Here is a 25,293-nt window from a genome sequence, read left to right as displayed (position 1 = left end):
TAAATGAAGAATCGGCAGACGACCCATTATAAAAAATAGTATATTTAGTTAGCTGAGCTGTGAGGACAGCCGCAACCTTTTTGAGGCTTATTGCTTTCTGCCGAATCTTTAAGTTTTTTACCGGCTGCCTGCATATCTTGACCTGCACCTTGCATTGTATTACAAGCACTTGTTAAGAAAGCTACAGCTACTAATATAGAAGTTATAAGTGCTGAACGCATAAATTTTACCTTTATCAAATTGAGCTTAAATATTATGAAGTAAGCAAAAAATTGTCAACTTGAAAATATATTAAAATTTAAAGTATTTGTACACATCACTTAGCCGTATCTTTATAATCACATAAGATATTGTGTTGATAAAATATTAATTTTTAGTATTGCTTTAAGAATTAATATTTAAAAGATTTATAAAATGAAAGAAAAATCAATGATCAATTGAAAGAAGCACTATCTTTTATGAAAGACGGTGTCTTAGATTGTACAAATTTAGAGGGAATAAGCTTACAAGAGATTTTTAATTTTCTTCAAAATTTATATAGTAAAGGATAAAATTATCGCTCTTGATATATCAACTTATGAACATTGGAAAGAAGTAAATGATTTTATTTTGCAATTAAATGATAATTCATCTTTTAAGCCCCAAACTATAGAAATTTATACCTGCTATAGATATATGGAAGATATTTTGAATTTAAGATTAAAAACAGGCATAAATATTACTAATCATATTGATGTTAATATGACAGATCGTGGAAAAGAGGATTTATTAAAAAAATTCTTAGAGAGATTTAAAAAAAATAATTTTACTAAAGATGAAGAACAGTTAAGTCAATTTATAAAAGCTGTATGTAAAGAAGATAAAACCCCGGATGGAATCGAAATGCAATATGGGTGAGCTTTACGGCTTGGTTCTAAGTATAATTTCAGTAAAATAGATAAAATATTCTGATTTACAGGGTATTTTTAAAAAGTTACAAGAGACACAAATACAAAAAGTAAATTCAGAAATTCATCATTATAAACAGGAAGCTGATTTACATTTTTATATGGTAAAAGTCAACGGAGCGAATATGTCTGCTTGGCAAGATTTTTTGGGTAAGCAGAGTAGCTTTCAAAGTTCTTATCAAGGTAATGATCTGGTGATAAAAAGTTTTAAGGGGAAGTATGCCTTTTCCGCTAGCTTAGATTATCATGATCAAGGCTTAACCTATGTATTATGTAGCCTTTGTTTCCAATAAAATATGATTCGCGTGATATTTCATCTATAGAGATGTTTATAACCATGCTGACTTCTCAAAATGCAAGCTTTATTTCGCATTCTGGTATAGCAAGACTTCCAATATATCAAGAAAAACCTTTTATTATAAAACATAAAAATCTTGTAGTTAAACTTCATAGTTTTATTGCCGCCTGTGCCAAAGATATTTATTCTAATAAAAAAGCATATATGATTACTGTACCGGTAAAAGAAATGACACAAATAATTCTTAAAGAATATGAGAAAAAAGGAGTTTTAGATAAAATATATATAGGACATCAGCAAGAAAATTTAGATAATAAACAAACCCCTATAAAACTTATTGAGGATAATGACTAAACTTTATTTAGTCTTTATGATAAAAACGGTAATATATTACATGAATTAACTAGTGCACAAATTGAAGGAGAATTCGCTTGGTTTTGCAAACATCCGTATCTATGCAGGGGGCAAGGTAAAAGGTGCATCGTTCGTTACTTGTCATTTAGAAACATTAGCAACACTTGATCCTAAACCTAATTCTATAGAACATGAATATTATTCAGAAATAATTGGTAATTTATAAGATTTACTATAACTCATTATTTAAGGTTAAAATAATAATCGCAATACTCTTTAATAGGGCAGATGTCGCAATCGGGTTTTCTAGCTTTGCATATATATCTGCCGTGCAGAATTAGCCAGTGATGGGCATGCGTTAGCCATTTTTTATCGATAATCTGCAGTAGCTCTTTTTCTACTATTTCAGGAGTACCGCCTTTAGCAAGCCCGATTCTGTTGGCTACTCTAAAGACATGCGTATCAACTGCCATTGTAGGCATGCCGAATAAGCAATTTAGTACAACATTAGCAGTTTTTCTGCCAACGCCCGGTAGTTTAATTAATGCCTTAAAATCATTCGGTACTGAAGCTTGATAATTGCTTATCAATATTTTACATAATGCGATAATATTTTTTGCTTTGCTGTTAAATAGTCCTATAGATTTTATATATTTTTTAAGTCCTTCTTCGCCGAGTGCTAAAATTTTTTCTGGTGTATCATAAGTTTTAAATAAAGATTTAGTTGCTAAATTTACTGATATATCGGTGGCTTGAGCAGATAATATTACCGCTACTAATAAGGTAAAATCATTCTTATATATTAATTCGGTTTTCGGATTTGGATTATTCTTGCTAAAAATCTCAAAAATTTTATTCACTATTTGTGCTTGCATATATTGCTATAGAAAGTGTATTTTAGAAGATAAATTATTGAGTCTTAAAATGCTAGAAAATAAAAATTTTAAATTTATAGAAAATGAGATAAAAAATAATAAAGTAGTATTGTTCATGAAAGGTATTAAAAAGTCGCCTGCATGCGGGTTTTCAGGAACCGTAGTAGCTATTTTGAATAAATTAGGTGTAGAATTTCGTGATATTAATGTACTTTTTGATGCTGAATTACGTGAAGATTTAAAAAAATTTAGCGACTGGCCGACATTCCCACAATTATACATTAACGGAGAATTAGTCGGCGGGTGTGATATTGCTAGAGAGTTATATCAAAGTGGAGAACTTGAGAAGATGTTGAAAGCGTATACTCGGTGAATTTCAAAAATTGGCGTATTCGTCTAGTAAGTGCTGCGGTGTTCACGTATTCAGTATACGTTCCGCTCCTCGCCTTGCAGACTCCTTGCTCTTTTTGAAATTGACCTTCACTACTACTCAACCTTAATATTTTAAGTACATAAACATATAAAAACATGAGCAAATATTTAGAATACCCCGAAGTAGAAAGTAAAGAGCAGCCGCCGAAGAAGCTAGTAGTATTACTGCACGGTGTCGGCTCGGACGGACATGATTTAATAGGACTTGTGCCTTATATCAAAAATTATTTACCCAATTGTCATTTTATTTCCCCGCATGGTATTGAGGCTTATGATATGATGCCTTATGGTAGACAATGGTTTAGTTTGCAAGACCGCAGCCCGCATATTATGGCAAAGCTAATTGCAAATAATATTTCTAAGGTTGAAGATATAATAAAGCAAAAGCAGGACGAGTTAAATCTAACCAATAAAGATACTATCATTATTGGCTTTTCTCAAGGTACGATGATAGGATTATATTTAACGCTAGTTCAAAAAGAGCCGTTTTTCTGTACTATAGGTTTTGCGGGTGCATTAATTCCACCTATGGAAGTTAATAATAAGCTTACTCCTATATGCTTGATTCATGGGGAATTAGATGAGGTGGTCGGTGTTAGCGAGATGTATAATGCTTCAAACTATTTATCTAAGCTGCATATAGAGCATAGCGGACATAAATTAACGTCTCTTGCTCATTCAATAGATGGACGGGGGCTTGAGATTGCGATTAATTTTATAAATAACCGTCATTGCGAGCAGCCGTAGGCTGCGTGGCAATCTCAGGATTTTGGTATGAGATTGCTTCGTCAAAATTTTCAATTTTTCCTCGCAATGATGATTAGATATCCACACAACAAAACCAAAAAAATATGAGGATGAATGAATATTTTTAATAATAATTTACACGAAACGGATAAAGAGATTAATGAAATAATAAAACATGAAAAGCTACGTCAAAGTAGTGTAATCGAGCTTATTGCATCAGAAAATTTCGTAAGTCCTGCTGTGCTTGAAGCTCAAGGGGCGCTTCTGACTAACAAATATGCCGAAGGATACCCAAGTAAGCGATTCTATAACGGTTGCGAGGAAGTAGATAAAGCTGAAAATTTAGCTATAGAACGAGTAAAAAAACTCTTTAACTGCAAATATGCAAATGTCCAACCTCATTCAGGATCACAAGCAAATCAGGCTGTATATCTTGCTTTATTACAGCCGGGTGATACGGTTCTTGGTATGTCCTTAGATAGCGGCGGGCATCTAACTCACGGTGCAGCGCCTAATATGTCTGGTAAATGGTTTAACGCCGTTTCTTATAGCGTAAATAAAGAGACTTATTTAATCGATTATGATGAGATTGAACGCTTAGCGGATTTGCATAAACCAAAATTACTTATAGCCGGTTTTTCTGCTTATCCTCGTAATATTGATTTTGCAAAATTTAGAGAAATCGTGGATAAAGTAGGAGCTTACTTTATGGCAGATATTGCTCATATTGCAGGACTTGTTGCCACAGGTGAGCATCAAAGCCCTATTCCTTATGCTCACGCTGTTACCTCTACTACTCATAAAACACTTAGAGGTCCAAGAGGTGGTTTAATTTTATCTAACGATGAAGAGATAGGTCACAAAATAAATTCTGCATTATTTCCAGGACTACAAGGTGGTCCGTTAATGCATATAATAGCTGCAAAAGCCGTAGCTTTTTTAGAAAATTTGCAGCCTGAATATAAAAGTTATATTCAGCAGGTAATAAGTAACGCTAAAGCTTTAGCAAGTAGCTTGCAAGAAAGAGGATATGATATATTAACAGGTGGTACCGATAATCATATTGTTTTAGTGGATTTGCGTAAAGACGGAATCACTGGTAAGCTTGCCGCAAATTCTTTGGATAGAGCAGGGATTACGTGTAATAAGAATGCTATCCCGTTTGATGAAACTTCGCCTTTTATCACTTCAGGCATTCGCCTTGGTACTCCCGCATGTACTACTAGAGGCTTTAAAGAAAAGGATTTTGTATTAGTCGGTCATATGGTAGCAGATATTTTAGACGGCTTAAAAAATAATGAAGATAATAGCGCTCTTGAGCAGCAAGTATTAAATGAAGTGACAAAATTAATTGAATTATTTCCGTTTTATGGCTAATTTAAATAAACGACCTGATTGGATAAAAGTAAAAGCTCCTAATTCTACAGAGTACTATAATACAAAAGATTTAATAAAGAATCTGAGATTAAATACTGTGTGCGAGGAAGCTGCTTGTCCTAATATTGGTGAGTGCTGGTCAAAAAAACATACAACTGTGATGATTTTAGGTTCGGTTTGTACTAGAGCTTGTAGGTTTTGTAACGTTAAAACGGGTAGACCGGATTTACTTGATCCGTATGAACCGCAAAGGTTAGCGGAGGCGGTACAAAAGCTAAATCTTAAGCATGTAGTAATTACTTCCGTCGATCGTGATGATCTTGAGGATGGCGGAGCGTCACATTTTGCGGAGTGTATTAGCGAAATCCGAAAATCATCGCCAAATACTACTATTGAGATTCTAACACCCGATTTTTTAAGAAAAGAAGGAGCAGCTGAAATAATAGCAAACGCAAAACCTGACGTTTTTAACCATAATGTCGAAACAGTACCGTCTTTATACAAAACGATTAGACCGGGGGCTAGATATTATAATTCTTTAAGCTTACTTCATAATATTAAAAAATTATCTCCTGAAATTTTTACAAAATCCGGTATGATGGTAGGACTTGGGGAAGAAATAAATGAAGTAGTACAGGTTATAGATGATTTAAGAGAAGCAAAGGTTGATTTCCTAACTATCGGGCAGTATCTGCAGCCTACCAAAAATCATGCTGAGGTCGCAAAATATGTTACGCCGGAAGAGTTTAAATATCTAGAGCGACTAGCAAAAACAAAAGGATTCTTGATGGTTTCGGCAAGCCCGCTAACCCGTTCTTCATACCATGCCGATGAGGATTTTCAAAAATTAAAAGAGAATTACCAACAAAAACTGGTGTCTTAAAATATCATGCTTATTGCCTGTGTGGTCAGTTTTCATAGCTATTATCTTTGTTTACTAAAGTAAATAATCCTTATGTTGATTAATTTATATATATGATATCATATGTGTAACACACGTGTATACGAGTATTTTATGCAGAAGAAATTGACAATTACTATAGATGAAGCGGTTTATTATAGGCTTTATTCTGTAATAGGTGAACATAAAATTAGCAAATTTATTGAGCAACTTGTGTAAAACCTTATGTAATTAATGGGAAGCTTGGAGCCGCTTACAAAGCCATGGCTCAAGATACAAAAGCTGAGGAGAAGGCCAATGAGTGGGTAGAAGGGTTAATAGAACGCGATTTTTATGAAAAGAGCTGAGGTATGGTGGTCGACTTGAATCCTTTGTTAGGTGGAAAGTCGCTAAGGTAAGACCGGCAATAATGACTCAAATGCTTCATTAAATCGTGTACAAGTAATACCTTTAACTAGTAACATCGATCAATGCTATCCTTGTGAAGCCTACGTAATGATAGGTAGCAAAAAAGGTAAAGCCATGACTGATCGAATAATGACAGTAAGCAAATTAAGATTAAAATCTAAAATTAACGTTATCTCTAATGAAGATATACAGCTTTTAAAATATGCTCTTAAGTTACAGCTAAGTCTATAACGACTATTTATTCAATATTTGGTACAATGATAAACGTAGAAATTGTAAGACACTACAACAAATGGCGTGAGCATAAGCAGATAAATAAGAGTTTAATCAAAAAAATAACTCAAAATATTTTATTGCGGTTTGATAATTTTAGTAAAATAAAACAATTTGAATTATCAATTTTACTAACAAATGCTGCAGAAATATTGATCTTAAACAAACAATTTCGTAATATAGAAAAAGCTACTAACGTTCTTTCTTTTCCAAGCAACGAATTAAATTGGCAGGATTTATATTCTAAACTTGAATTTTTAGGTGACTCTGATTATATGCATTTAGGTGATATAGCATTTTGTTATGAGGTAATATATAATGAATCGTGCGAGCAGCACAAAACTTTTGAGAATCATTTTATTCATCTTTTAATACATAGTATTTTACACTTAATTGGTTTTGATCATCAAAATGACACAGAAGCAAATATTATGGAAAATCTAGAAATTGAAATATTATCATATTTCGGTATTTTCCCCCCTTATTAACTAAATAAAAAAATTTATGTTAAAATCTTCAAAAAAAGAAGATTCTAGTAAAAAAAATCAAAATAATAAGTTAATTTTTACTGTACGAAAATTATTCTCTCCGATAAAAAATTTTTTTAGAAAAACAAAAACGCCCGATAATTTTTTTGGTGTCATAAAACGCCTTAAAATTAATAGCCAAAAAATGACTTTAGACGAGCGTAATATTTTAGCTAATTTATTGGAGCTAGAAGATAAAACTATTGAAGATATAATGGTACCGCGTTCCGATATTGCGGCAATAAAATTAACTACGAATCTAGAAGAATTAAGTGAGTCTATTAAGTTAGAAGTCCCACATACACGAACTCTTATATATGATGGTACTTTGGATAATGTAGTAGGGTTCATTCATATCAAGGATTTATTTAAAGCATTGGCTACAAAGCAAAACGGTCGTTTAAAAAAGCTTATACGTAAGCATATAATTGCAGCTCCTTCTATGAAATTATTAGATTTGCTAGCAAAAATGCGTCGTGAGAGAACACATATTGCAATAGTTGTTGATGAGTATGGCGGTACTGACGGTTTAGTTACTATTGAAGATCTTATAGAAGAAATAGTAGGACGAATAGATGATGAGCATGATCAGCAATTAGATAGCGATAATTTCAAGGTTATTAATAACTCAACAATTATTTCAAATGCACGTGTTGAAGTAGAAGTGCTAGAAGAAATAATAGGAGAAAAGCTACACAATGATTATGATGAGTTTGATACGATAGGTGGATTAGTATTGACTAGAGTCAGTAGTGTTCCGGCTATCGGTACTAGAATAGATATTTCAGAAAATATTGAAATTGAAGTTACGGACGCAACTCCTCGTTCTTTAAAACAAGTCAAAATTAGACTAAAAAACGGTTTGAATGGTCAATGAATACGAATTGAGAGTCGGTGTGTCCTCTAAATTCGTTAAAAATATTTTATTATTATATTGCAGCTTGTGCTTCATTTCCTATCATCGGACTTTCTTGCGAAGTTGCGTCTGTATAATGCTCATATGCTAGCATTGCTCCCATTGTGGCTACTATATCGGCACCACATTTGAGAAGAAAAGCCGGAGATTTAAGTAAATCACCTGCTATCACATAAATTCCAACAGCACATGCTCTTACTACTGCAAGCTTACCATACCAAGGGGTTGGTATCATCACTTCTAAATAATTCGACTATTTTGTTAAGCATAAAAATAAACCTAATTAGTTAATATTAAATTTTAGTTATGCGATATATAACTAAACATTAACTAATTGTCAATGATAATTACCATGAAACATGGACAATATAATTTCATTTGACTTAGCAGAGAAATTTGAGTTAAATATCAAAGCCCTATACATAAAAAATTATCATTATGAATGAATTACATATTAAACTACAAAATTACAGTAGTACATATCCTGAAGAAATTGTTACAAAAACAAAAATGCTTGAATTTTTAAATGAATATGCAAACCCTTTTAGCTGCGATTTACAAATAGGACATTTCACTGCTTCGGCTTTTTTACTTAATAATGATAAAACTAAATTTTTATTGATGCACCATAAAAAGCTTGATAAGTGGCTTCAACCAGGCGGTCATTGTGATGGAGATAGTAATATATTAAATGTAGCGGTTAAAGAAGCTATAGAAGAATCCGGAATCAATGAAATCAAAACGATAAATAAGGAGATTTTTGATATAGACATCCATTATATTCCGCGAACTCATAAGGAGCCTGCTCATTATCACTATGATGTACGATTTTTACTAAAAACAGTAAATAATGATAATTTTATAAAAAATAACGAATCAAATGAACTTAAATGGTTTAACTTTTCTGATGATTCAAAATTAGATATTGAGCTAGAACGTTCCGTTACTAGAATGATAGAAAAGTTTATGACAATTAACCATCCTGCTTGTTAAATATAAATTATTGCCCTATAATAAATATCCAGATTCAATTAATAAGAACAGATATCCGAACTCTCTAGCAGGCAAAGTTATTACTATTAAACTTAAGGATTAACCTCAGCCTCATAATTTTATAAAGAGTGAAATTGATTCATAGTAACATCGATAGTTTTATGCTGTAAGGTTCCTAGCTAAAAAGGGCATTACCCGCGTGGATCACAAAACGCGTTCGGTGTCATACCGTGGCTTGACCACGGTATCTTGGTCACAGACTTGTATTCTTAGATCCCGTGGTCAAGTCGCGGGATGACAATAATTTATTTTATGCTATTTTTTGATATTCAAAATATATTTTTCTTACTGCATAAATCCACGCTAAGCATACGAAAGTAAATACCAACATTAGAATTGGTGAGATTAAGGTAAAAGTAGCGGTTGGAACTAAAGTAAAAATAATAGATTGCACAAGACCGCTAGAGGATTTGCCGACTTTTGCACTTATCACGTCAACCGCAGCTTTGCCTTTAGTTTTAAGCTCCTCATCAAGAGGGATATATAACATTTCTCTTGAAGTATCCCATATAGAATATTTAGTACCTTTAGCTAAAATATTTTGAATACCACCGATTGAAACGGCAAGAGCCAGAGGTGACATTAAAATTGCTCCATCAAATAATGATAAAATTTGTTGGTCAAATACGATAAGTACAAAGAACAAAATGCCGGTCACCATTATTATAACCGGTGAAATCACTGCTGCTACAAACCAGTTGTGCATACGCATAATGTTATTACCGATGATGGTCATAACCATTATTGCCACGCCTGTCCAAAGTATATACAGACTGTTAAATTCAGCATAGGTATTTACAGTCGGATATAATTCCTTAATTTTTGCTTTCCATACGGCTTCGACTAAGTTAATAGCAAATCCGAAAGCTGCCGAACAAATTAAAAGTAGCCATAAATATTTTGATTTCGCAATATATTTAAAGCTTTTAATTAGCCCCATACGTTCTGAAGTTGAGCGACCGCTTTTTGCTTTAGCATAAAATAACGGATTAGTAAAAACGTTCTTGCTAATAAATCTAACTAACAAACAACAAATAATAGCAACAATTGCCACAATTGTCGTGGATACTTGAACTAAAGTGATTTTACTATCCGAAATACTCATAAACTTCTTAATAATAGTATCTTCCGATGATAGATTCATCATTAAAAAGCCGACTAATATTAAGGAAGAGTTGCCGAATAGCGAAAAGAGAGTATAAAATCTTTTTGCTTCTTCGGTAGTAGTAAGTTCATTAGCAAACTGCCAAAATAATAATACGTAAAAAATATTAGGCCAAAGCTCGGCAAGACTATAATATACTATATAACCCCAATTACCTACTAATGAGATGTACCACTTAAAATGAGGATAACGTTCCATCCAGTCAGCTAGATTATCGGGATGTACATGAAAAATATGAATATTAGGATAGATTACAAAAGTGAATAGAACAAAAAAGCTGATAAAAAATGCACTTAAATAATAAAAGATCTTTTCAAAAGTAAGATAATTAATCATTTTAGCATAAATAATCACGAATAAAGCAGCGGCAGGCGTAACGCAATAAACTTTAGCAAAACCTGCTATTTCTGCACTAATCTCGGAGATTAAAATACTATCTTTTAAGATGCGTAAAACATTTTGATTAAATAAAATACAAAACATTAAGGTACTCATCGGAATAAACTTTCCGAGTTCGTAATTATGCACAGGCCAAAATGCCGCTCTGAATTTGTTTTTAAACGATCGTGATGAGGTACTTAGCATTATAAATCCCTAAGGACAAAAAAAAAACTTAAGCACTTCAAGATTTTATGAAAAGAGATTTCCCCTAAAACTTTAGAGCCTATATACTTGTTATTACATTCTGAAGGTGCTGAACTTATACAATATATTTAGCCTTTTGTCAAGAATTACTAGATACTCTCAATGCTAGATAGTAATAAAATACAGGAATATTTTGACCTTTATAATAATTATACAAAGACACATAATTTAGGTAATTAATATTTAAAATCAGGTAAAATAGTAATGCAAACAGAGCATTATAGGGTGTTGTATTACTCGGCGTTATCCCGTGGTTTGTCCAGAGGTTTCAGTAAAAATAAATTAAAAATGGATGCCCGCTTTTGTGAGAATGACAAAGGGGAAGTCAGGAATGACATAGAAAGAAGTCAGGATGACATCAAAACTTTCCTAATCATCCTCTCTATCTTCAACTCACTGGAAATATTTTTTTTAGCTCGTGACAAAAGTTTTATTGAAAATTTGAGAAGCTACGGTGAAGTTTATTTAATAGATTGGCTAGAGATTGAGGAACCTAAATATTTACTAGACGACTATGTGCATAAAATAATCGAAGTAATAGATAATTTGAAAATTAAAGACATTAATTTAATAGGTCATTGTATCGGCGGTAACCTTGCGATAGCTACAAACGTACTTATGCCTAAATTTATCAAAACTCTGACTTTACTTACCTGCTCGTGGGATTTTTCTCATTTTTTCTATATAAGAATGTTGAATCGATATTTAAAACTAGATAGTGGCATAGACAATTTACCGATAATTCCTAAAATTCATATTCAAATTTTATTTTTTCTTTTATTCCCTGATTATTTCAATGCTAAATTAAAAAAATTTTTCTCTATAACTTCCGATAAGGAGCAAGAATTAGCATTGAGAATAGAGAATTGGCTTATGTCAGGTAATAGTATATCTAAGGAGGTTTATAATCAAATTATACAAAATATATTAGATGAAAATATGTTTATAAATCTTAAATGGAAAATCGAATAATTTTATTATTGATCCGAGTTTAATTCATTGTCCTGTATATATAGTAGCAGCAGAAGATGATCAAATAGTATCTAAATTTTCCATTTTACCTTTGCAAAAATTATTAAAAAACTCTAAGCTTATAGATGTAGCAGGCGGACATGTTAGTTATTTAATAAATGATAAACTAGATAAAAAGAAAATCCAAACTATAACTAAATTAGATCAAGAGTTTTTAAATGATTATAATAACCATCAAGATAAGCAAGAGCAACCGACAAACACCTATTGCTGGTTTAACTATAGATGAAAACGGTAAATATATTGAAGGATTGATGGTTATCTCTACTGCTGCTTATGCTCTCGTTAGAATCATGAGAGATGAGTTCCAAGAAAAAGAATTAAAAGATTTACCAAATTTTGTAGATAATAATAACAGCCTAATAGAGGAAGTATTTTAGAAAGTGATAGATATATTTTAAGGATAAAAAGCAAGATTCTTGAGTTAAAACTCTAGATTTAAAAATGATTAATCTTATGATTGATCTTGTAGTGCAGAAGTTAGAAATTGACAAAAAATATTTATTTAGCCGCTCTGAAATATGCTTAAGAAGAGTTACCTCGCATAAAAAGAAAAAAGATAAACCGGTAATTTATAATTTTGCTGCTCCTTCCTTAGAAATGTTTAATAGTTTTTTTCTAAGACCATTAGATTTTGTACGAAGTAATATAGAAACATTTGACTCGGAATCAGCAATTGCCAAATATCTCGGTAAAGAAGATAAGCCGGATTCCATAGATGTTTTAAAGCATCAAGAAAGTCTACAAGAACTGTTATCTCCATTTATGATGCAACCGACGCGTTGGTGTTCATCGCCGAGTCACTCTCTTGCGGTACTGCAAGCTGTTGCGATTAATTTGGTATGACCCTCTTGTCAGGAAAGCTTTTTGCTGTTAATGGTCTACCTGGTACAGGAAACCACTATACTTTTTGATCTTATAGCAAATATCTATGTAGATCGTGCTTCATATTTAACAACTTTAGAAGATCCTAAGGAGGGGTTTCAAAATAAAAAATCTTCCTTACATACACCAAATTTTGATTATCATGTTAATTCTTTAAAATCGGAATTACAAACTTACGGTATGGTTGTTGCATCATCTAATAACAATGCCGTTGAAAATATATCTAAAGAAATATCGTTATATAGTAAAATAGATAAGCTATATAATAAAGTTTAAGTTATTTTAAATAACTTTTATTGAAAGAGGAAAAAGAGAAAGATAGGGGTATATTTGCTGCGGTGCTCGTTAATCATGGAAATAAAAAGAGATTTTCAAATAAGTTTTGGAAATATAAAGATGAAGAAGAAAACGATGATAAGAATGATGAAAAACATACAATGCTGTAATATCTTAATCTGCTAGTTAATAATAAATGTAAAGATAAAGCCCCTGCACATTTTAAACCTGAATATTGTAATTCTATAGATGAAATTAATAATGAATGGAAAGAAGCGTGTGCTGGTTTTAACAATTTATACAGTGAAATTCATGAAATTTATGAAAATATTGCATCAGTTATTGAATTTAATAAAAAGAAAAGAGAGTTAATTAAGGAAGAGGATTTAGGAGTGATATATGTAGAAAAAAAGAAGAGTAAAATGAGTTAGAATTAGAGCTTGATTATAAAAGCTCTAAAATACTTGAAATTGATTGTGAAATAAAATTATTAAATTTGGTTTTTTTTGAAAAAATTCATGCATTTTTTAAAACCGCAAAATACAATTCTTGCTATGAGCAAAAAAGGGATTTAATTAAGCTAAAAAATAAATCTTCAGAAGAAATTGACCGGATAAAAACTGATATTAAGAATATTAAAGCTGCAATTAAGAAAATTGAAGCTTCTGTAGAAGAAATAAAACAGCTTAACGACGATATAAGCTTGGCTATCGTAAGTTTCAAAGATAAATATTGCAATATTAAGGATTTTGAAGAAGATTTATTTTGGAAAAATTGGCAAGAAAATTTTTAACTGACAAAATTGCTTGGCAAAATTTCTGTATGGTCATACCTGTTGTGTCTACAACTTTTTACTCATTCGATAAAATGTTGGCAACATCCGAACATAATGAAATTCCTTGGTGATTTATTGATGAAGCAGGGCAGATACCGCCAAAATACGCAGCTAGTGCTATTTACAAAATCGAAAAAAGTCGTAGTAGTCGGTGATCCGCTGCAAACAGATCCTATTTCTATATTAAAGCAAGATTTAATGCACAAATTATGTGAACATTTTAAGGTTTCATATCCTGAGTGGTCACCTTCGGAAGTTTCATTGCAAAACCTAGCTGACCGTAATTCTTTATATCAAACAAAAATAGATGATGTTACGGTTAGTGTCCCTTTATGAGTGCATAGAAGATGCCAAAATCTGATGTTTAAAATATGTAACAAATAGCTTACGGTGACAAAATGATTTTTGCTACCTCTGACTGTAACTCTGATATTAGAACGATTTTAGGTACTTCAAAATGGATAGATATAAAAGATAATAAGGTTCAACGTTATAAATATGAATCGGAAGCCGAATTTCAAAAATTGCTAGAGTTATTAAAACCAAGTATTAAAAGAGAAAAATGGGGATGATGTGCTCAAACAAATTGACATTATTATAATGTATAAAGATTACAGCAATCTATTCGTAGAAAAGTGAATGAAATATATGACGATTCAAGATATGAGAAAACAATTCAAGCATTTGGATATAAAAATATCGCCACTATTCATGCATTTCAAGGCACAGAAAACGATACGGTAATAATACTACTAGAAGCTCAGCATCCTCTTGATAAAGGTGCACGAAATATAATGACGCAAAAGCCAAACGTTTTAAACGTCGGTATTAGCAGAGCTAAAAATAACCTTTATATTATCGGTAGCCTTGAGATTTGGCTGAAACATAAATATATGCCGGAAATCTTATACTTAGATAGCACTACAAGAATTAAGTAAAAAATGAAAGAACAAAAATTATTTATAAATGATATGAATTATATAAATCAACACTTGGAAATACAGAAGGAGTACAAGGTTGGTGTTGGGGTTTGTGTCACAAATACGATAGTAGTTTACCTTATGTTTCTTGGCGTACTAATGAAGATATAAATGATATAAGAAGGATAGTTTCGTAAGGCGTAAATAATATATTTAATGAAGTAATAGATGGTTTTCGCAACATAAGTGATATAAAATTGGCTACCTTAGAGGAAGTAACACAATTAAAAGATTTAGTAGCAAATGATAAAGTAAAATTAGGATGTACCATGTGTAATAATGGTAGCACAGACTGTAGTAATAAAGAAGAAACGTTGAAATCTTTATATTTCCGACCCAACCCTTGAGCTTTATTTAACACTCAATTCTGGTAATAGGTGCAATTTTTATACACAAAAACTGAAAAATTTTGGTATAAACAATTAATTCTATTAAAAAAAATTTTTACAAAAAGTCCTCCAATCCCTTATTTTACGAGGAATAGCCCCTAGTTTGTATAGTGTACATATTGTTAGAAAAAAAATGACTAAAATTGGTGAAATTTGTAGAAAATAACTTATAAGTAACAGAAAATATTAGAGAAAAGTCTATCATAAACTAACATATGAATAGCATAGAACATATGAGTAGGTTTGTATTAAGAGCTAAAATCCTTGTTAAACCAAGGCAATAAGGCGATAATGTGTACTTACGAACCTAAATTTGAAATTCGGAAATCTTGATTACTCCTTGGCTTTTCCATTCGATCAACTACAAGAATTGGCTAACTGTCCAGACTGGCGGAGAGAGAGGGATTCGAACCCTCGATACGGTATGACCCATATAACGGTTTAGCAAACCGCCGCCTTCGGCCACTCGGCCATCTCTCCAGTTATGGCTTTACTTTATATCATCTAATAAGCAAAGTTTCTAGAATTATTTTATAATTTTTCTAACTAAATATATTTTCCGGCTTTACAGAATTGCCCATAATCAAAGCTTCCTTATCACATCCGGATAGCCCTTTAAAGTCCATATACCAATAACTAGGTAAATCATCCCAACTACGGAAATATTCAATATATTTGTAAAAGTGTTTAGCCTTGGCTTCGAGAGTTTTAATATCCGTGTTATCATCACAAATATCAAAAAGTTGTTGGGTTATGTAATAAATAGCTTTAGTATCATTTTTATATTTATCTATTAAGTACTCTATAATTTCGATTCGCTTGTTTAAGCTAAGATTATAAGAGTCTGAAATTAACAATGTTCCAAAATTCTCACTATCACTACAGATGCTAAATAATATGTTCTGAATGTTCTCAAATAATTTCTGATATTTAACTAAAAATCTATTCCAAGTTATTGCTTTAAGATTGACAAAACTCTTATAGTCTTTTGGTTGGTATTCGGGAATATATTTTTGTAACGGAAAAATTGAGGTTATCTAAATTTTGATGAAAATTGTTTAATTCTTCAAAATATGCAGCCATAAAAATGATTGTACACTGAGTAATAAGAAAATCTACAAAATAAAATTGATGATATTGGAATATCTGCTACTAACTTGCTGTCTAGTTTTCTAATATCATTTACTATATCACCTATATATTTTAACTCTTCATCCGTGTGATCTACATATTTAATATTTAAATCTTCAAAGGTAATAACTTTACCTTCGGCTATTTTATCTATTATTGTATAGTTTTTAATTATAGGTTCTTCATAATTAGCAATAATATAAATTTTCGGATTATATATATCTTTGAAGTTATTTCGCAGCATATTTTTTACTGCTTTTACCGTATTTTGATTAAGCTCTAATATATGAGAATATTGGTAAGTAATAAACTTGCATGATCTATTTTATTAAAAGGAGCAACATACCATGTATATTCACCTTCTTTAATGTCTTTTTGGATAAGAGCAATATAACATTCTTCTTTTAAAAATGTATCATTAGTATCTGTTAAGGCTAAATAAAATCCTCTATTACCTTGTCTAAATAGCTCTGCCAATCACTAGTGAATAATTCTAGCAATTGCTTAAAAAAACTAAAACTAATTTGCATATAATTAATATTAAGTTAATTTAAAAACTTTATGAATCAGAAGTTATTAGAGACAGTTATTGACTAATGTTATCTAAACAATGCTGTAGTTCTTCTAAATTACTTATATTACTTAACTTATATGGATAATTAATTTTCCGGAGCATATTTGTTAGTACGCTTCCTACCCCTATTTCTACTATATGCGCGATTTCTAATTTGTGAAATAGTTCTAAAGTTTCACGCCATCTAACTCGCCCGCATATCTGAAGCATTAAATTTTGTTTGATTTCTGTAGGATCTAGAGTAGGTTTTGCGGTATAATTTTGGATTATCGGTATCAGAGGTTTATTAATTACAGCTTTATCAAGAGCTACTCGCATTTTTTCTTCTGCCGGCTTCATTAAGCTACAATGAAATGGAGCACTGACTTTCAGCTTTATCGCTTTATAACCTAAATCTTTAATTATACTAATAGCATGATCTATAGCTGTGGTCTTGCCGCTAATAACTATTTGTCCTTCGATGTTATCGTTGGCAATTTGGCATAAATTTATTTTGTTGATCTCTTCTAATATTTCTTCAAGTTTTTGAAGCGGAATATTGATACAAGCCGCCATGCTTCCCTCACCTTCAGGACATGCTTCCTGCATAGATGTACTACGTATATGCAGTAGTTTTGCTGCTGTCTCAAGGTTAATACTTTCGGTGCTACATAAAGCACTATATTCACCTAGCGAATGACCGGCAGCATAATCGCAAAGACTATCCAAACTTTTACCGGTTTCAGCTTTGATAATATTTATTATTGCCATAGATACTGCCATTAATGCCGGTTGTGCGTTAGTGGTTAAGGTAAGTTCTTCAGAAGGTCCATTAAAAATTATATCAGTGAGTTTTCGGTTTAGTACTTCATCAACGATTTGAAAAGTTTCTTTGGCGGGTTTAAAATTATCATAAAAATCTTTTCCCATGCCGATCAATTGCAATCCTTGACCGGGGAAGATAAAAGCTGTTTTCATATTTTGTATTATCGATTGAGTTTATTAATAGATTTTATTAAAATTTTCTAAAATAGTCAAATTATTTTAAGCATTTTAACACTGTTTTTCAATTTTTACGCTATATATAATTTTTACAAAAGTATTAATTTTTCTTAGCTCTATAACTTGATTACTTCCGACTAGTACTAGTAAATTAAACTAAGAAAATATAAACAAGGAAATTAGTTATGAAGTTAAAAGAATATTTTAAAAAGTTAGAAAGTACAGCTTTTGGTCCGTGGCTTGCTGCATTTAAAAAATTATTTAGTAAAGAGGCATTAGAAGAGGCAATACTGAATATAAAACTAAAGGAATCTGAAAAGCAAGAGGTTAATAAAAAAGATTTAGTTATTTTATCTAATAATGTTATTGAAATTGGACAAAAAGATACAATAGTGCATGAAGTTTCAAGAGTTAACCAAGATAAAGAAAATATAGGTTTGGTATTTACTCTAATTACCAATATTCAATTAGAAAAATTTGCAGAATTTATCTCTAATTGACCGAAAAAACATAGTGAATTTAAGGATTACTTTCGTAGTGAAGAACAAAAAGATGGGTTTTTTAAAGAAGATTCTTATAAAAAAGTTGTTAATAAAGGTAAATTAGTTGAAAAATTCCAAAACTCATATAAATATAATTATGAAAAAATAGAACAAAATGTTCATGAATTACAAGCTTATTTAGATTCATATGAATATAATTGTGGTATTCTTAAATCTGATTTATTAAGGCATGATTATTATCATAATGCATAAATTATTATGCTATCTATTTTAGAAGTAGCGGTTTCAATAAAAATCTTATTAATTTTCTTATGACAATATCTATAAATGATTTAAATTTAAGATATAGGAGTTAAATTGAAATAAAAAATATTTAAGTTGAAATTCAAATAAATGTTACTACTATTATGTAGTATCTAACTAAATTCTGTGAAATTAATGATGTTTGATCAGTTAAATATCTTATATCCCCTGTTAATAAGTATTTTTATTTTTCTTGTTGTAGTTGTTATTTCTAAAATAACAAAGTATAAACAAGCCTTAAAAGAAAAAAATTTAAGTATTATTCCTTATGACCTTTTTCATAAGCATAATGCAGGGATGGTAATTGTTTAACCTTTCTATTTTAATGCTTGCTTTATTTTTAAAGAAACTTTCTAAAATTTTTAACATAAGACGCTATTTAAATATATGTGCGTCTTAATAGTCTATTATATTTAATATAGCAGCTACTAATTGAGAGATTGATCGCAAGTTTGTTTGGCTATTTCATACCAGCAATTTTTAGGAGTGGTAGATTTATTACTAAAACCGCATATAATCAGCCTGTCTTTAGCTCTTGTCATTGCAACGTAGAGTAGTCTTATATATTCTTGCAAATCTTTTAATTTTTCAGCTTCTTTCAGCTCTTGCAAAAACTCAGGAGTATCGGCAGCATTAGCAGAGAAAAACATTTCTCCTTTATCATCCCAAATAAATTTATTGCTGCTTATCGGTAAAGTAGTAGAATCGCATAATATAACAATAGGAGTTTCAAGCCCTTTAGAGCCGTGGACGGTCATTACTCTTATTTTGTCTGAATGCTCTATATCACGTTTAATATAGATATCGTTATTCTCAAACCAAGCAACGAATCCTTGCAGTGAATTATCTATATCATTTGCATAGTTTTTGCTTAATGTTAATAGCTCATTTATCATATCATCACTATCATCATCGTAAAGCTCTCGTAAATTTAGATTATGTACCACTAAATCAAAGAAGTTCTCAACAATCGATGTTTTATAAATTTCAATTAGAGAATCTAACTTATTATATATCTCCTCATGTGAAGGGAGTATATCCCATAAGCTATTCTCACGTTTATTTACAAGAAGTTTGTATAATTGCTGCTCGCTTATTCCAATAATCGGTGATTTTAGTAAACCGGCAAGATTTAAATCATCATCAGGTAGTAACACAAATTTAGCTAATGAAATTAAATCCATTATAGTTAGATTTTCTTTAAGGTTCATTCTATCGCTTACCTCAACTTTAAGCTTAGCTTTGCTAAGTTCTTTGATCAGATTATTACTAAATTCATCTCTCTTTCTGACTAATATCATGAAATCTTTTTCAGATATTCTGTTTGCAGTAGACGGTAAAATTTCTTCGCTTTCTATTTGTTCTTTTATAAAATTTACGATTTTTTCTATGAGTAAATCGGCAGCAGATTTAGAATTTTCATAATCTTCAGGTAGTGCCCAAAAAAGCTCTTCTTGTTTTTCACTCGTCACTAATGGCCAAACCGTTACAGAGCCTTGATGTGTACGAAATGAGGATATTAAAGGATTATTCGCAAGGAATAAACTCGGGTAATTGGATTTTATATTTTTTAAAACATTATAAGTAAATTGTAAAATCTCTGTACATGATCTATAAGAATATTCAAGGGTGATATTTTTGAATTTCTTATTAGCATTTGTAAGATTTGCTTTTAGTCGCTCATTTACTAAGTTGAAATTACGAAGATCAGCCCCTTGAAAACTGAAGATCGATTGTTTATCATCGCCGACTATGAAAACACTATTATTTGGCCTCTCTACAGCATTAAACTCTGTTATTAAAGTAGTAATAATATTCCACTGCGAGAGGCTTGTGTCTTGTGCTTCATCGACAAGAATATGATTTATCTCGCTTTCAAGCTTATGCAGCAACCACTTATGAGTAGTTTTATTATTTAGTAATTTCTCGGTGTAGTAAATTAAATCGTCGTAATCGAGTAAATTATTTTCTTCCTTATATGAATCGTATTTTTTTAAAATAATATGCGCAAGTTTAGTAAGTAAGTTCGTATGATATTCTAGCTCTTCTATGCGACGCAGCTCATCTAATCGGTAAATTTCAGAGGTAATTTTTTCTAGCTCTAGTAATAATTTAGGATATTTCCTTATTAATTCTTTCGATAAAAGGCTTTTTCGTTTTTTCCCATCTTTGGTAAAAAAAATTTCTTTCGGTGCTATCTCCACATCATACTCGGCAAATAAGTTTTTTACCTTATCGTAAATATTATTTAATTCCCCTAACGCTAATCTTTTATTAGATATTTCTTTGGGAATTTGCTTATTTATAAATAACTTTCTGAATTTAATTTGCTGCTCGATTATCTCGGTAAAAATATCTTGTAGAGTTATTTCATGAAATCGGTTAAGTAAAATTTTCATTAAGTCATTATGTTCATCGCTTAAGTAAATTTCGTTTCTGATATTTAGGAAGATATCTTGTAATTTAGTTTCTTCAAGGATTGTAAATTCTGGTGTTATGCCGGCTTCTGAGGGAAAAGTGTTAAGGATTTTTTGACAAAAAGCATGTATTGTATAGATATTTAAAAGCTTATTGCTATTTAGTATTTTATCATATAAAGTTTTTGCGTTTTCTGTGTCTTGCGGCGATGGCTTATTGCCGCTCATTAAGAAAAGTGCTTCTTCTAGTTTCTCGGCGTTGCAAAGAGAAAGATATTTAAGTCTGCTATTAATCCTTACTTGCATCTCTATAGCTGCAGCATTAGTAAAAGTAAGGCATAAAATATTGGAAGGCTCTACGCCCGTTATTAACAGACGTAAAAATCGATCGGTTAGGATTTTGGTTTTACCGGTACCGGCAGATGCCGATACCCAAACGGAGTAATTAGGATCGGATGCTTCTCTTTGTAAGTCACTCATTTATGTATCGATTTTCTACTGTTACCCCGTGGCTTGACCACGGGGTCCAGTCTTTTTAATTATTTTTCTGGATCCCGCTACAAGCTCGCGGGATGACATCCACAGCCATATAACGACGCCGATAAATTACATATATTACGATTAAAGAAATAGCAAGTCCAAACCAAGTTAGGGCGTATTCTAAATGGTCATTTCTGATTGCTGCTAAATGATTTATTGCAAGAGGTAATAAAATATCTAGATTGCTAATATCTTTTCCTTCCGCAATAATATAAAAATTCTCAAGATCTAAGCCTAACACTTTGGATGTTTCTTTTAAATTTAGCGTTAGCCACACATTATTTTTTATATCATTAGCAGGTAAGTAGATACGAGTTTTTTCTGATGGCATGGTAACACCGATAATCTCGTGCTGCCGGTCGGTTGTAGCTTGCGTGATAATATTTTTATTGCGATTACTGAACCAACCTCGTGCTACTAAAATAACTTTATCTTCTATGGTTTTAAAAGGAGTAACTAAATAATATCCGTCTTTTTCACTCGACATTGACCTTCTACCGTATAAATATATGTCTTTATTAGGCAAAAATTGACCGGTAATTTTTACTTTGTGATAAGGTAAACCGTCTTGAATTTCTGCTAAATTAATTGCAGGTGAGGTTAGGTTAGCTTGCATTGAAGCTAAAAATAATTTCTTTTCTTTTAAACGACTAAGTTGCCAAAAGCCTAAAGAGATAAGTATTGTAAAGGTTATAAATACAAGAAAATTTGTTTTCATAGATAAGGGGATTATTGATAATCGTTATTGCGAGCGACTAAAAGGAGCGTGGCAATCTCATGAAATAATATAAAATTCCTGAGATTGCCACGTCGAGGCTTTGCCTCTCCTCGCAATGACGTTTTACTAAGCAGTTTTTAAAATCCTACTGAGAAACTCTTTATGTTTTTGCAGCTCTTCTTTTGTAGGTTTAATAACAATAGTAGTTTGTTCTGTTTTGTTATTTACTTGATTAGTTGCTAAATTATTTATTACGGCAGATTTATCAACCATTTTAAAAGCGGATTGTCTACCGCCCATTAACTCTACATATACTTCTGCAAGTAATGCGGCATCTTTCAAAGCTCCGTGAAGCTGCCTACCTGAATTATCAACTTTAAATCTTTTACATAATGCATCAAGATTATATTTTGAGCCTGGAAATATGCTTCTAGCCATTACTAAAGTATCAATAGTATTTGCTAGTTCCAAGAGTTTAATGTCGGTTCTTTTTAATAATGATAATTCATGATTTAGAAATTTAATATCGAAAGGAGCATTATGAATAATCAGTTTGCTATCTGAAATAAACTCTAAAAAATCATCGGCTATTGTATGAAATAGAGGCTTGTCTTTTAAAAATTCGCCGGATATGCCATGAATTCTATAAGCCTCAAACGGCATATCTCGCTCGGGATTAATATAAAAATGAAAATTCCTGCCTGTTAATACCTTATTTACCATCTCAATAGCACCGATCTCAACGATTCGATGACCTTGTTGTGGGTCAAGTCCCGTAGTCTCGGTATCTAAAATTATTTCTCTTAAACTCGACATTCCAAATCCTTTATTAGTTTCGCTATTTGTTTTTCCAAGTCTAACATATCAACGCCGCTATTTATAGCAAAATCTGCTTTTGCTATTTTGCTCTCTTGTGATAGTTGAATTTCTTTGATTTTATTATAAATTTCTATATCAAACGAAGATCTCGTTATTGCTCTTTGCATTCTTCTTTCTTCAGAACAGTATATTGTTACGACAAAATCAAAATATTTCTCAAATTTAGCTTCATAAAGCAGCGGTATTTCGGCAAAGCCAAATTTGGAATTAGCATTTTCTTTTTGAAATAAAATGAGTTTATCTATTAGTAAAGGGTAAATAAAATTTTGTAGTTTTTCTCTAGCTAGGTCGTTATTGTAAATTAAATTACTGATTTTTCTAATATTGAACGACTCAAGTTCAGGTAGTAATTTTAAAATCTGAGTTTGCAAAACTACATCTTGATATAATTCTTTTATGCATCTATCGGCACAAAAAGTTTTATATCCTTTTTCTGCTAAATAATCCAACATAAAAGTTTTACCCGATGCATAGCTACCGGTAATACCTATTGCTAACATTTTGTTATAAAAATTTTATGTTCATTAGCGAGTTTTATAGTTAATTCCTCTTCGACTATAATTACGTTATTTTTTTGAATCGCTACCCCTTTGTAATTATATTTAGCAAGATTCTTTATAGTATTAGGACCGATCGTCGGCATATCTAGTCTATTATCTTGACCTAATTTCGCTATTTTTACTAATACTCCTCCATGAGGATTTTTACGTAAATCTGCACATCTCGTTATTAAATTATCCGTTCCTTCGGCAGCCTCTATACCAAGTATATAGCCACTTTCAACTATAACCGATTGTGCGATATCGAATGCACTTAGATGATTCAATAATTTTATTCCAAGCTCAATATCATTTTTATCTGAACTTATAGGGTTAGTATCGGTTATAATATTGGAGTTACCTTGTTGATTTTTATATATTTCATTACTTGAAATTACCTTGAAACCGTAACTTTCAAAAAAATCCGCTACTATTTTTAGCAAACTATCATCTCCTCGAATTTTTTGCCCAACTATTTTGAAAAGCAATAAACCGCCTATTTTATCTACGGCTAAATTTTTAAAATTTGGTCTATTAACTCCACCGATAAAAATAATATTTTTTACCTTATGCTCCTTAAAATATTTTATAGCTTCCCCGACCATACCGATTTTTAAAATCTTATATTCAAAATCTTTAATTTGCTCTATATCAGCTTCGTCTTTAATTGCTGCGATATAGCAATTACCGCCTTGCTTTGTATAATTACCTGCTATTAAGTAAGGTAATGAACCTCTGCCGGCGATAATTCCAAGATTTGGTAGCATAATTAAGTTTTTAATTTAGAATTCTAACCATTTATTATAAGTCCATTTTTAATATAAATCTAGAATTCTTATTTGACCTTTACATTTTAATCAAATTAAGGCATAATATTTGGTGCTAATATAGCTATAGTAATAAACGTAATTTAGAATAGAGGTTGCGGACTCGGGGGCAGTACCCGACGCCTCCACCAAAACTTTCTAAATAACTTGCTCCTAAAGGTAATTTGTACGTCGATCCGGTATTCGAATCCTCACGTTAATTGCGTGTACCCTGCGGTTCTTTGTTCCGTGTCGCCTTCAAATTTCTCTTTATTCGCTAGGTCATTTAGAAAAGTTTAAATATGTAATAACTCTTAAAGAGTAGACAATACGAAGTTCATCGAGTATTTTTTGGGGGCGAAATAGGATCGACGTGCCTAATAAAAAGATTGCTTTTACTCGGGATGATTCCGCCGATGGCTTGTGCCATATGGGTCAAAACAAAGAAACGCAAACGATAATAATCGTTCTGTAGGTCGTTTAGCTTTAGCAGCTTAATCCTACGCGGCTGGAGGGTGTGCCGGGCAACAGAAAAACCCTCACTTATACTTGTTTAATTTGAAAAATTGGCATTGCATAAAAACGGT

General features: G+C 31.4%; 34 protein-coding genes, 1 tRNA gene, 1 other RNA gene and 1 pseudogene. 23 read left to right on the top strand and 14 right to left on the bottom strand.

Annotated elements, in window-relative coordinates:
- Positions 1 to 44: 44 nt before the first annotated feature.
- Positions 45 to 221, bottom strand: a complete 177-nt coding sequence (locus BTU51_RS06510) for an entericidin A/B family lipoprotein (protein WP_012151273.1) — start codon at positions 219 to 221, stop codon at positions 45 to 47.
- A 388-nt stretch (positions 222 to 609) separates the two neighbouring features.
- Between BTU51_RS06510 and BTU51_RS06505 the strand changes: the two genes are divergently transcribed.
- The 3 genes from BTU51_RS06505 (at position 610) to BTU51_RS08370 (ending at position 1,825) form a co-directional block, all read left to right on the top strand.
- A complete protein-coding gene (locus BTU51_RS06505; RefSeq protein WP_012151271.1) occupies positions 610 to 897 on the top strand; it encodes a hypothetical protein in 288 nt (95 codons plus the stop codon).
- Positions 898 to 1,227: 330 nt separating this feature from the next.
- Entirely contained in the window at positions 1,228 to 1,599 is a 372-nt protein-coding gene (locus tag BTU51_RS06495; protein WP_012151269.1) for a hypothetical protein, read from the top strand.
- A 52-nt stretch (positions 1,600 to 1,651) separates the two neighbouring features.
- The gene (locus tag BTU51_RS08370) at positions 1,652 to 1,825 is read left to right on the top strand and encodes a hypothetical protein (RefSeq protein ID WP_012262579.1); all 174 of its coding nucleotides are present in this window, start codon (positions 1,652 to 1,654) and stop codon (positions 1,823 to 1,825) included.
- A 16-nt stretch (positions 1,826 to 1,841) separates the two neighbouring features.
- On the opposite strand, the gene nth is transcribed toward BTU51_RS08370, so the two are convergent.
- Entirely contained in the window at positions 1,842 to 2,474 is a 633-nt protein-coding gene (gene nth, locus BTU51_RS06490; RefSeq protein ID WP_012262578.1) for an endonuclease III, read from the bottom strand.
- Positions 2,475 to 2,523: 49 nt separating this feature from the next.
- Between nth and grxD the strand changes: the two genes are divergently transcribed.
- The 7 genes and pseudogenes from grxD to tlyC all read left to right on the top strand — a co-directional run bounded on the left by grxD (position 2,524) and on the right by tlyC (position 8,016).
- A complete protein-coding gene (grxD, locus tag BTU51_RS06485) occupies positions 2,524 to 2,847 on the top strand; it encodes a Grx4 family monothiol glutaredoxin (RefSeq protein WP_012151266.1) in 324 nt (107 codons plus the stop codon).
- Between the two features lie 155 nt (positions 2,848 to 3,002).
- Positions 3,003 to 3,653 (top strand): alpha/beta hydrolase family protein, encoded by a 651-nt coding sequence (locus BTU51_RS06480; RefSeq protein WP_012151265.1) that lies wholly within the window; start codon positions 3,003 to 3,005, stop codon positions 3,651 to 3,653.
- 114 nt (positions 3,654 to 3,767) lie between these two features.
- On the top strand, positions 3,768 to 5,030 hold the full coding sequence (gene glyA, locus BTU51_RS06475; protein ID WP_012151264.1) for a serine hydroxymethyltransferase: 1,263 nt from the start codon (positions 3,768 to 3,770) through the stop codon (positions 5,028 to 5,030).
- A complete protein-coding gene (gene lipA / locus BTU51_RS06470) occupies positions 5,023 to 5,913 on the top strand; it encodes a lipoyl synthase (protein WP_012151263.1) in 891 nt (296 codons plus the stop codon). The genes glyA and lipA overlap by 8 nt, the downstream gene beginning before the upstream one ends.
- Before the next feature lie 435 nt (positions 5,914 to 6,348).
- Positions 6,349 to 6,570 (top strand): annotated as a pseudogene (locus BTU51_RS06465) (type II toxin-antitoxin system PemK/MazF family toxin); the annotation flags it as partial.
- 26 nt (positions 6,571 to 6,596) lie between these two features.
- Positions 6,597 to 7,100, top strand: coding sequence for an rRNA maturation RNase YbeY (gene ybeY / locus BTU51_RS06460; protein ID WP_012262576.1), 504 nt, complete (start codon positions 6,597 to 6,599; stop codon positions 7,098 to 7,100).
- Between the two features lie 16 nt (positions 7,101 to 7,116).
- Positions 7,117 to 8,016: a hemolysin C gene (gene tlyC, locus BTU51_RS06455; RefSeq protein ID WP_012151259.1), complete on the top strand. Its 900-nt coding sequence runs from the start codon at positions 7,117 to 7,119 to the stop codon at positions 8,014 to 8,016.
- Between the two features lie 52 nt (positions 8,017 to 8,068).
- On the opposite strand, the gene BTU51_RS06450 is transcribed toward tlyC, so the two are convergent.
- Positions 8,069 to 8,290, bottom strand: a complete 222-nt coding sequence (locus BTU51_RS06450; protein ID WP_012151258.1) for a hypothetical protein — start codon at positions 8,288 to 8,290, stop codon at positions 8,069 to 8,071.
- A 326-nt stretch (positions 8,291 to 8,616) separates the two neighbouring features.
- Between BTU51_RS06450 and BTU51_RS06445 the strand changes: the two genes are divergently transcribed.
- A complete protein-coding gene (locus BTU51_RS06445) occupies positions 8,617 to 9,048 on the top strand; it encodes an NUDIX hydrolase (protein ID WP_080582450.1) in 432 nt (143 codons plus the stop codon).
- A gap of 310 nt (positions 9,049 to 9,358) precedes the next feature.
- Here the strand turns inward: BTU51_RS06445 and tlc5 are convergent, their stop codons facing one another.
- Positions 9,359 to 10,858 (bottom strand): GTP/GDP exchange transporter Tlc5, encoded by a 1,500-nt coding sequence (tlc5, locus tag BTU51_RS06440; RefSeq protein WP_012262574.1) that lies wholly within the window; start codon positions 10,856 to 10,858, stop codon positions 9,359 to 9,361.
- Between the two features lie 348 nt (positions 10,859 to 11,206).
- On the opposite strand from tlc5, the gene BTU51_RS06430 reads away from it, so the two are divergent.
- From BTU51_RS06430 to BTU51_RS06410, 10 genes are all read left to right on the top strand, one after another.
- A complete protein-coding gene (locus BTU51_RS06430; RefSeq protein ID WP_014362496.1) occupies positions 11,207 to 11,890 on the top strand; it encodes an alpha/beta hydrolase in 684 nt (227 codons plus the stop codon).
- Between the two features lie 91 nt (positions 11,891 to 11,981).
- Positions 11,982 to 12,179, top strand: coding sequence for a hypothetical protein (locus BTU51_RS08910; protein ID WP_012151254.1), 198 nt, complete (start codon positions 11,982 to 11,984; stop codon positions 12,177 to 12,179).
- Positions 12,109 to 12,330, top strand: coding sequence for a hypothetical protein (locus tag BTU51_RS08360; protein WP_041472558.1), 222 nt, complete (start codon positions 12,109 to 12,111; stop codon positions 12,328 to 12,330). Before BTU51_RS08910 ends, BTU51_RS08360 begins: the two co-directional genes overlap by 71 nt.
- 64 nt (positions 12,331 to 12,394) lie before the next feature.
- Positions 12,395 to 12,796 (top strand): hypothetical protein, encoded by a 402-nt coding sequence (locus BTU51_RS09520; RefSeq protein WP_042442168.1) that lies wholly within the window; start codon positions 12,395 to 12,397, stop codon positions 12,794 to 12,796.
- A gap of 30 nt (positions 12,797 to 12,826) precedes the next feature.
- A complete protein-coding gene (locus tag BTU51_RS09515) occupies positions 12,827 to 13,111 on the top strand; it encodes a hypothetical protein (RefSeq protein WP_230453550.1) in 285 nt (94 codons plus the stop codon).
- A gap of 20 nt (positions 13,112 to 13,131) precedes the next feature.
- Entirely contained in the window at positions 13,132 to 13,281 is a 150-nt protein-coding gene (locus BTU51_RS08710; RefSeq protein ID WP_012151252.1) for a hypothetical protein, read from the top strand.
- Positions 13,282 to 13,607: 326 nt separating this feature from the next.
- Positions 13,608 to 13,904, top strand: a complete 297-nt coding sequence (locus tag BTU51_RS06420) for a hypothetical protein (RefSeq protein ID WP_012262572.1) — start codon at positions 13,608 to 13,610, stop codon at positions 13,902 to 13,904.
- Positions 13,905 to 14,000: 96 nt separating this feature from the next.
- Positions 14,001 to 14,282 (top strand): hypothetical protein, encoded by a 282-nt coding sequence (locus BTU51_RS06415; protein ID WP_230453549.1) that lies wholly within the window; start codon positions 14,001 to 14,003, stop codon positions 14,280 to 14,282.
- A 62-nt stretch (positions 14,283 to 14,344) separates the two neighbouring features.
- On the top strand, positions 14,345 to 14,518 hold the full coding sequence (locus BTU51_RS08705; protein ID WP_162839891.1) for a hypothetical protein: 174 nt from the start codon (positions 14,345 to 14,347) through the stop codon (positions 14,516 to 14,518).
- A gap of 63 nt (positions 14,519 to 14,581) precedes the next feature.
- Entirely contained in the window at positions 14,582 to 14,884 is a 303-nt protein-coding gene (locus BTU51_RS06410; RefSeq protein WP_230453745.1) for an AAA domain-containing protein, read from the top strand.
- Positions 14,885 to 15,703: 819 nt separating this feature from the next.
- Here the strand turns inward: BTU51_RS06410 and BTU51_RS06400 are convergent.
- From BTU51_RS06400 to fabD, 5 genes are all read right to left on the bottom strand, one after another.
- A tRNA-Ser gene (locus BTU51_RS06400) sits at positions 15,704 to 15,795 on the bottom strand.
- Between the two features lie 62 nt (positions 15,796 to 15,857).
- A complete protein-coding gene (locus BTU51_RS06395; protein WP_012151249.1) occupies positions 15,858 to 16,172 on the bottom strand; it encodes a hypothetical protein in 315 nt (104 codons plus the stop codon).
- A gap of 209 nt (positions 16,173 to 16,381) precedes the next feature.
- Positions 16,382 to 16,690 (bottom strand): hypothetical protein, encoded by a 309-nt coding sequence (locus BTU51_RS06385; protein ID WP_012151248.1) that lies wholly within the window; start codon positions 16,688 to 16,690, stop codon positions 16,382 to 16,384.
- A gap of 35 nt (positions 16,691 to 16,725) precedes the next feature.
- On the bottom strand, positions 16,726 to 16,923 hold the full coding sequence (locus BTU51_RS06380; protein ID WP_012151247.1) for a hypothetical protein: 198 nt from the start codon (positions 16,921 to 16,923) through the stop codon (positions 16,726 to 16,728).
- Between the two features lie 109 nt (positions 16,924 to 17,032).
- Entirely contained in the window at positions 17,033 to 17,977 is a 945-nt protein-coding gene (gene fabD / locus BTU51_RS06375) for an ACP S-malonyltransferase (RefSeq protein ID WP_012151246.1), read from the bottom strand.
- A gap of 209 nt (positions 17,978 to 18,186) precedes the next feature.
- Between fabD and BTU51_RS06370 the strand changes: the two genes are divergently transcribed.
- On the top strand, positions 18,187 to 18,501 hold the full coding sequence (locus tag BTU51_RS06370) for a hypothetical protein (RefSeq protein ID WP_012151245.1): 315 nt from the start codon (positions 18,187 to 18,189) through the stop codon (positions 18,499 to 18,501).
- A gap of 734 nt (positions 18,502 to 19,235) precedes the next feature.
- On the opposite strand, the gene BTU51_RS06365 is transcribed toward BTU51_RS06370, so the two are convergent.
- The 5 genes from BTU51_RS06365 to BTU51_RS06345 all read right to left on the bottom strand — a co-directional run bounded on the left by BTU51_RS06365 (position 19,236) and on the right by BTU51_RS06345 (position 24,667).
- Positions 19,236 to 21,704, bottom strand: coding sequence for a UvrD-helicase domain-containing protein (locus BTU51_RS06365; RefSeq protein WP_012262570.1), 2,469 nt, complete (start codon positions 21,702 to 21,704; stop codon positions 19,236 to 19,238).
- A 55-nt stretch (positions 21,705 to 21,759) separates the two neighbouring features.
- Complete coding sequence (locus tag BTU51_RS06360; RefSeq protein ID WP_012151242.1) at positions 21,760 to 22,482, bottom strand: SURF1 family protein; 723 nt, start codon at positions 22,480 to 22,482, stop codon at positions 21,760 to 21,762.
- 126 nt (positions 22,483 to 22,608) lie between these two features.
- Positions 22,609 to 23,298 (bottom strand): DNA polymerase III subunit epsilon, encoded by a 690-nt coding sequence (gene dnaQ / locus BTU51_RS06355; RefSeq protein WP_012151241.1) that lies wholly within the window; start codon positions 23,296 to 23,298, stop codon positions 22,609 to 22,611.
- A complete protein-coding gene (gene coaE, locus BTU51_RS06350) occupies positions 23,286 to 23,861 on the bottom strand; it encodes a dephospho-CoA kinase (RefSeq protein WP_012151240.1) in 576 nt (191 codons plus the stop codon). The genes dnaQ and coaE overlap by 13 nt, the downstream gene beginning before the upstream one ends.
- Positions 23,855 to 24,667 carry an LpxI family protein gene (locus BTU51_RS06345; protein WP_012151239.1) on the bottom strand — a complete coding sequence of 271 codons (813 nt, stop codon included), beginning with the start codon at positions 24,665 to 24,667 and terminating at the stop codon, positions 23,855 to 23,857. Before BTU51_RS06345 ends, coaE begins: the two co-directional genes overlap by 7 nt.
- Before the next feature lie 74 nt (positions 24,668 to 24,741).
- Here BTU51_RS06345 and ssrA point away from each other — a divergent pair.
- Positions 24,742 to 25,250, top strand: a transfer-messenger RNA (tmRNA) gene (gene ssrA, locus BTU51_RS06340).
- Positions 25,251 to 25,293 lie beyond the last annotated feature (43 nt).

The sequence above is a fragment of the Rickettsia rickettsii genome (assembly GCF_001951015.1).
Taxonomy (GTDB): Bacteria; Pseudomonadota; Alphaproteobacteria; order Rickettsiales; family Rickettsiaceae; genus Rickettsia; species Rickettsia rickettsii.
This window is presented reverse-complemented; position numbering and strand designations above follow the sequence as displayed.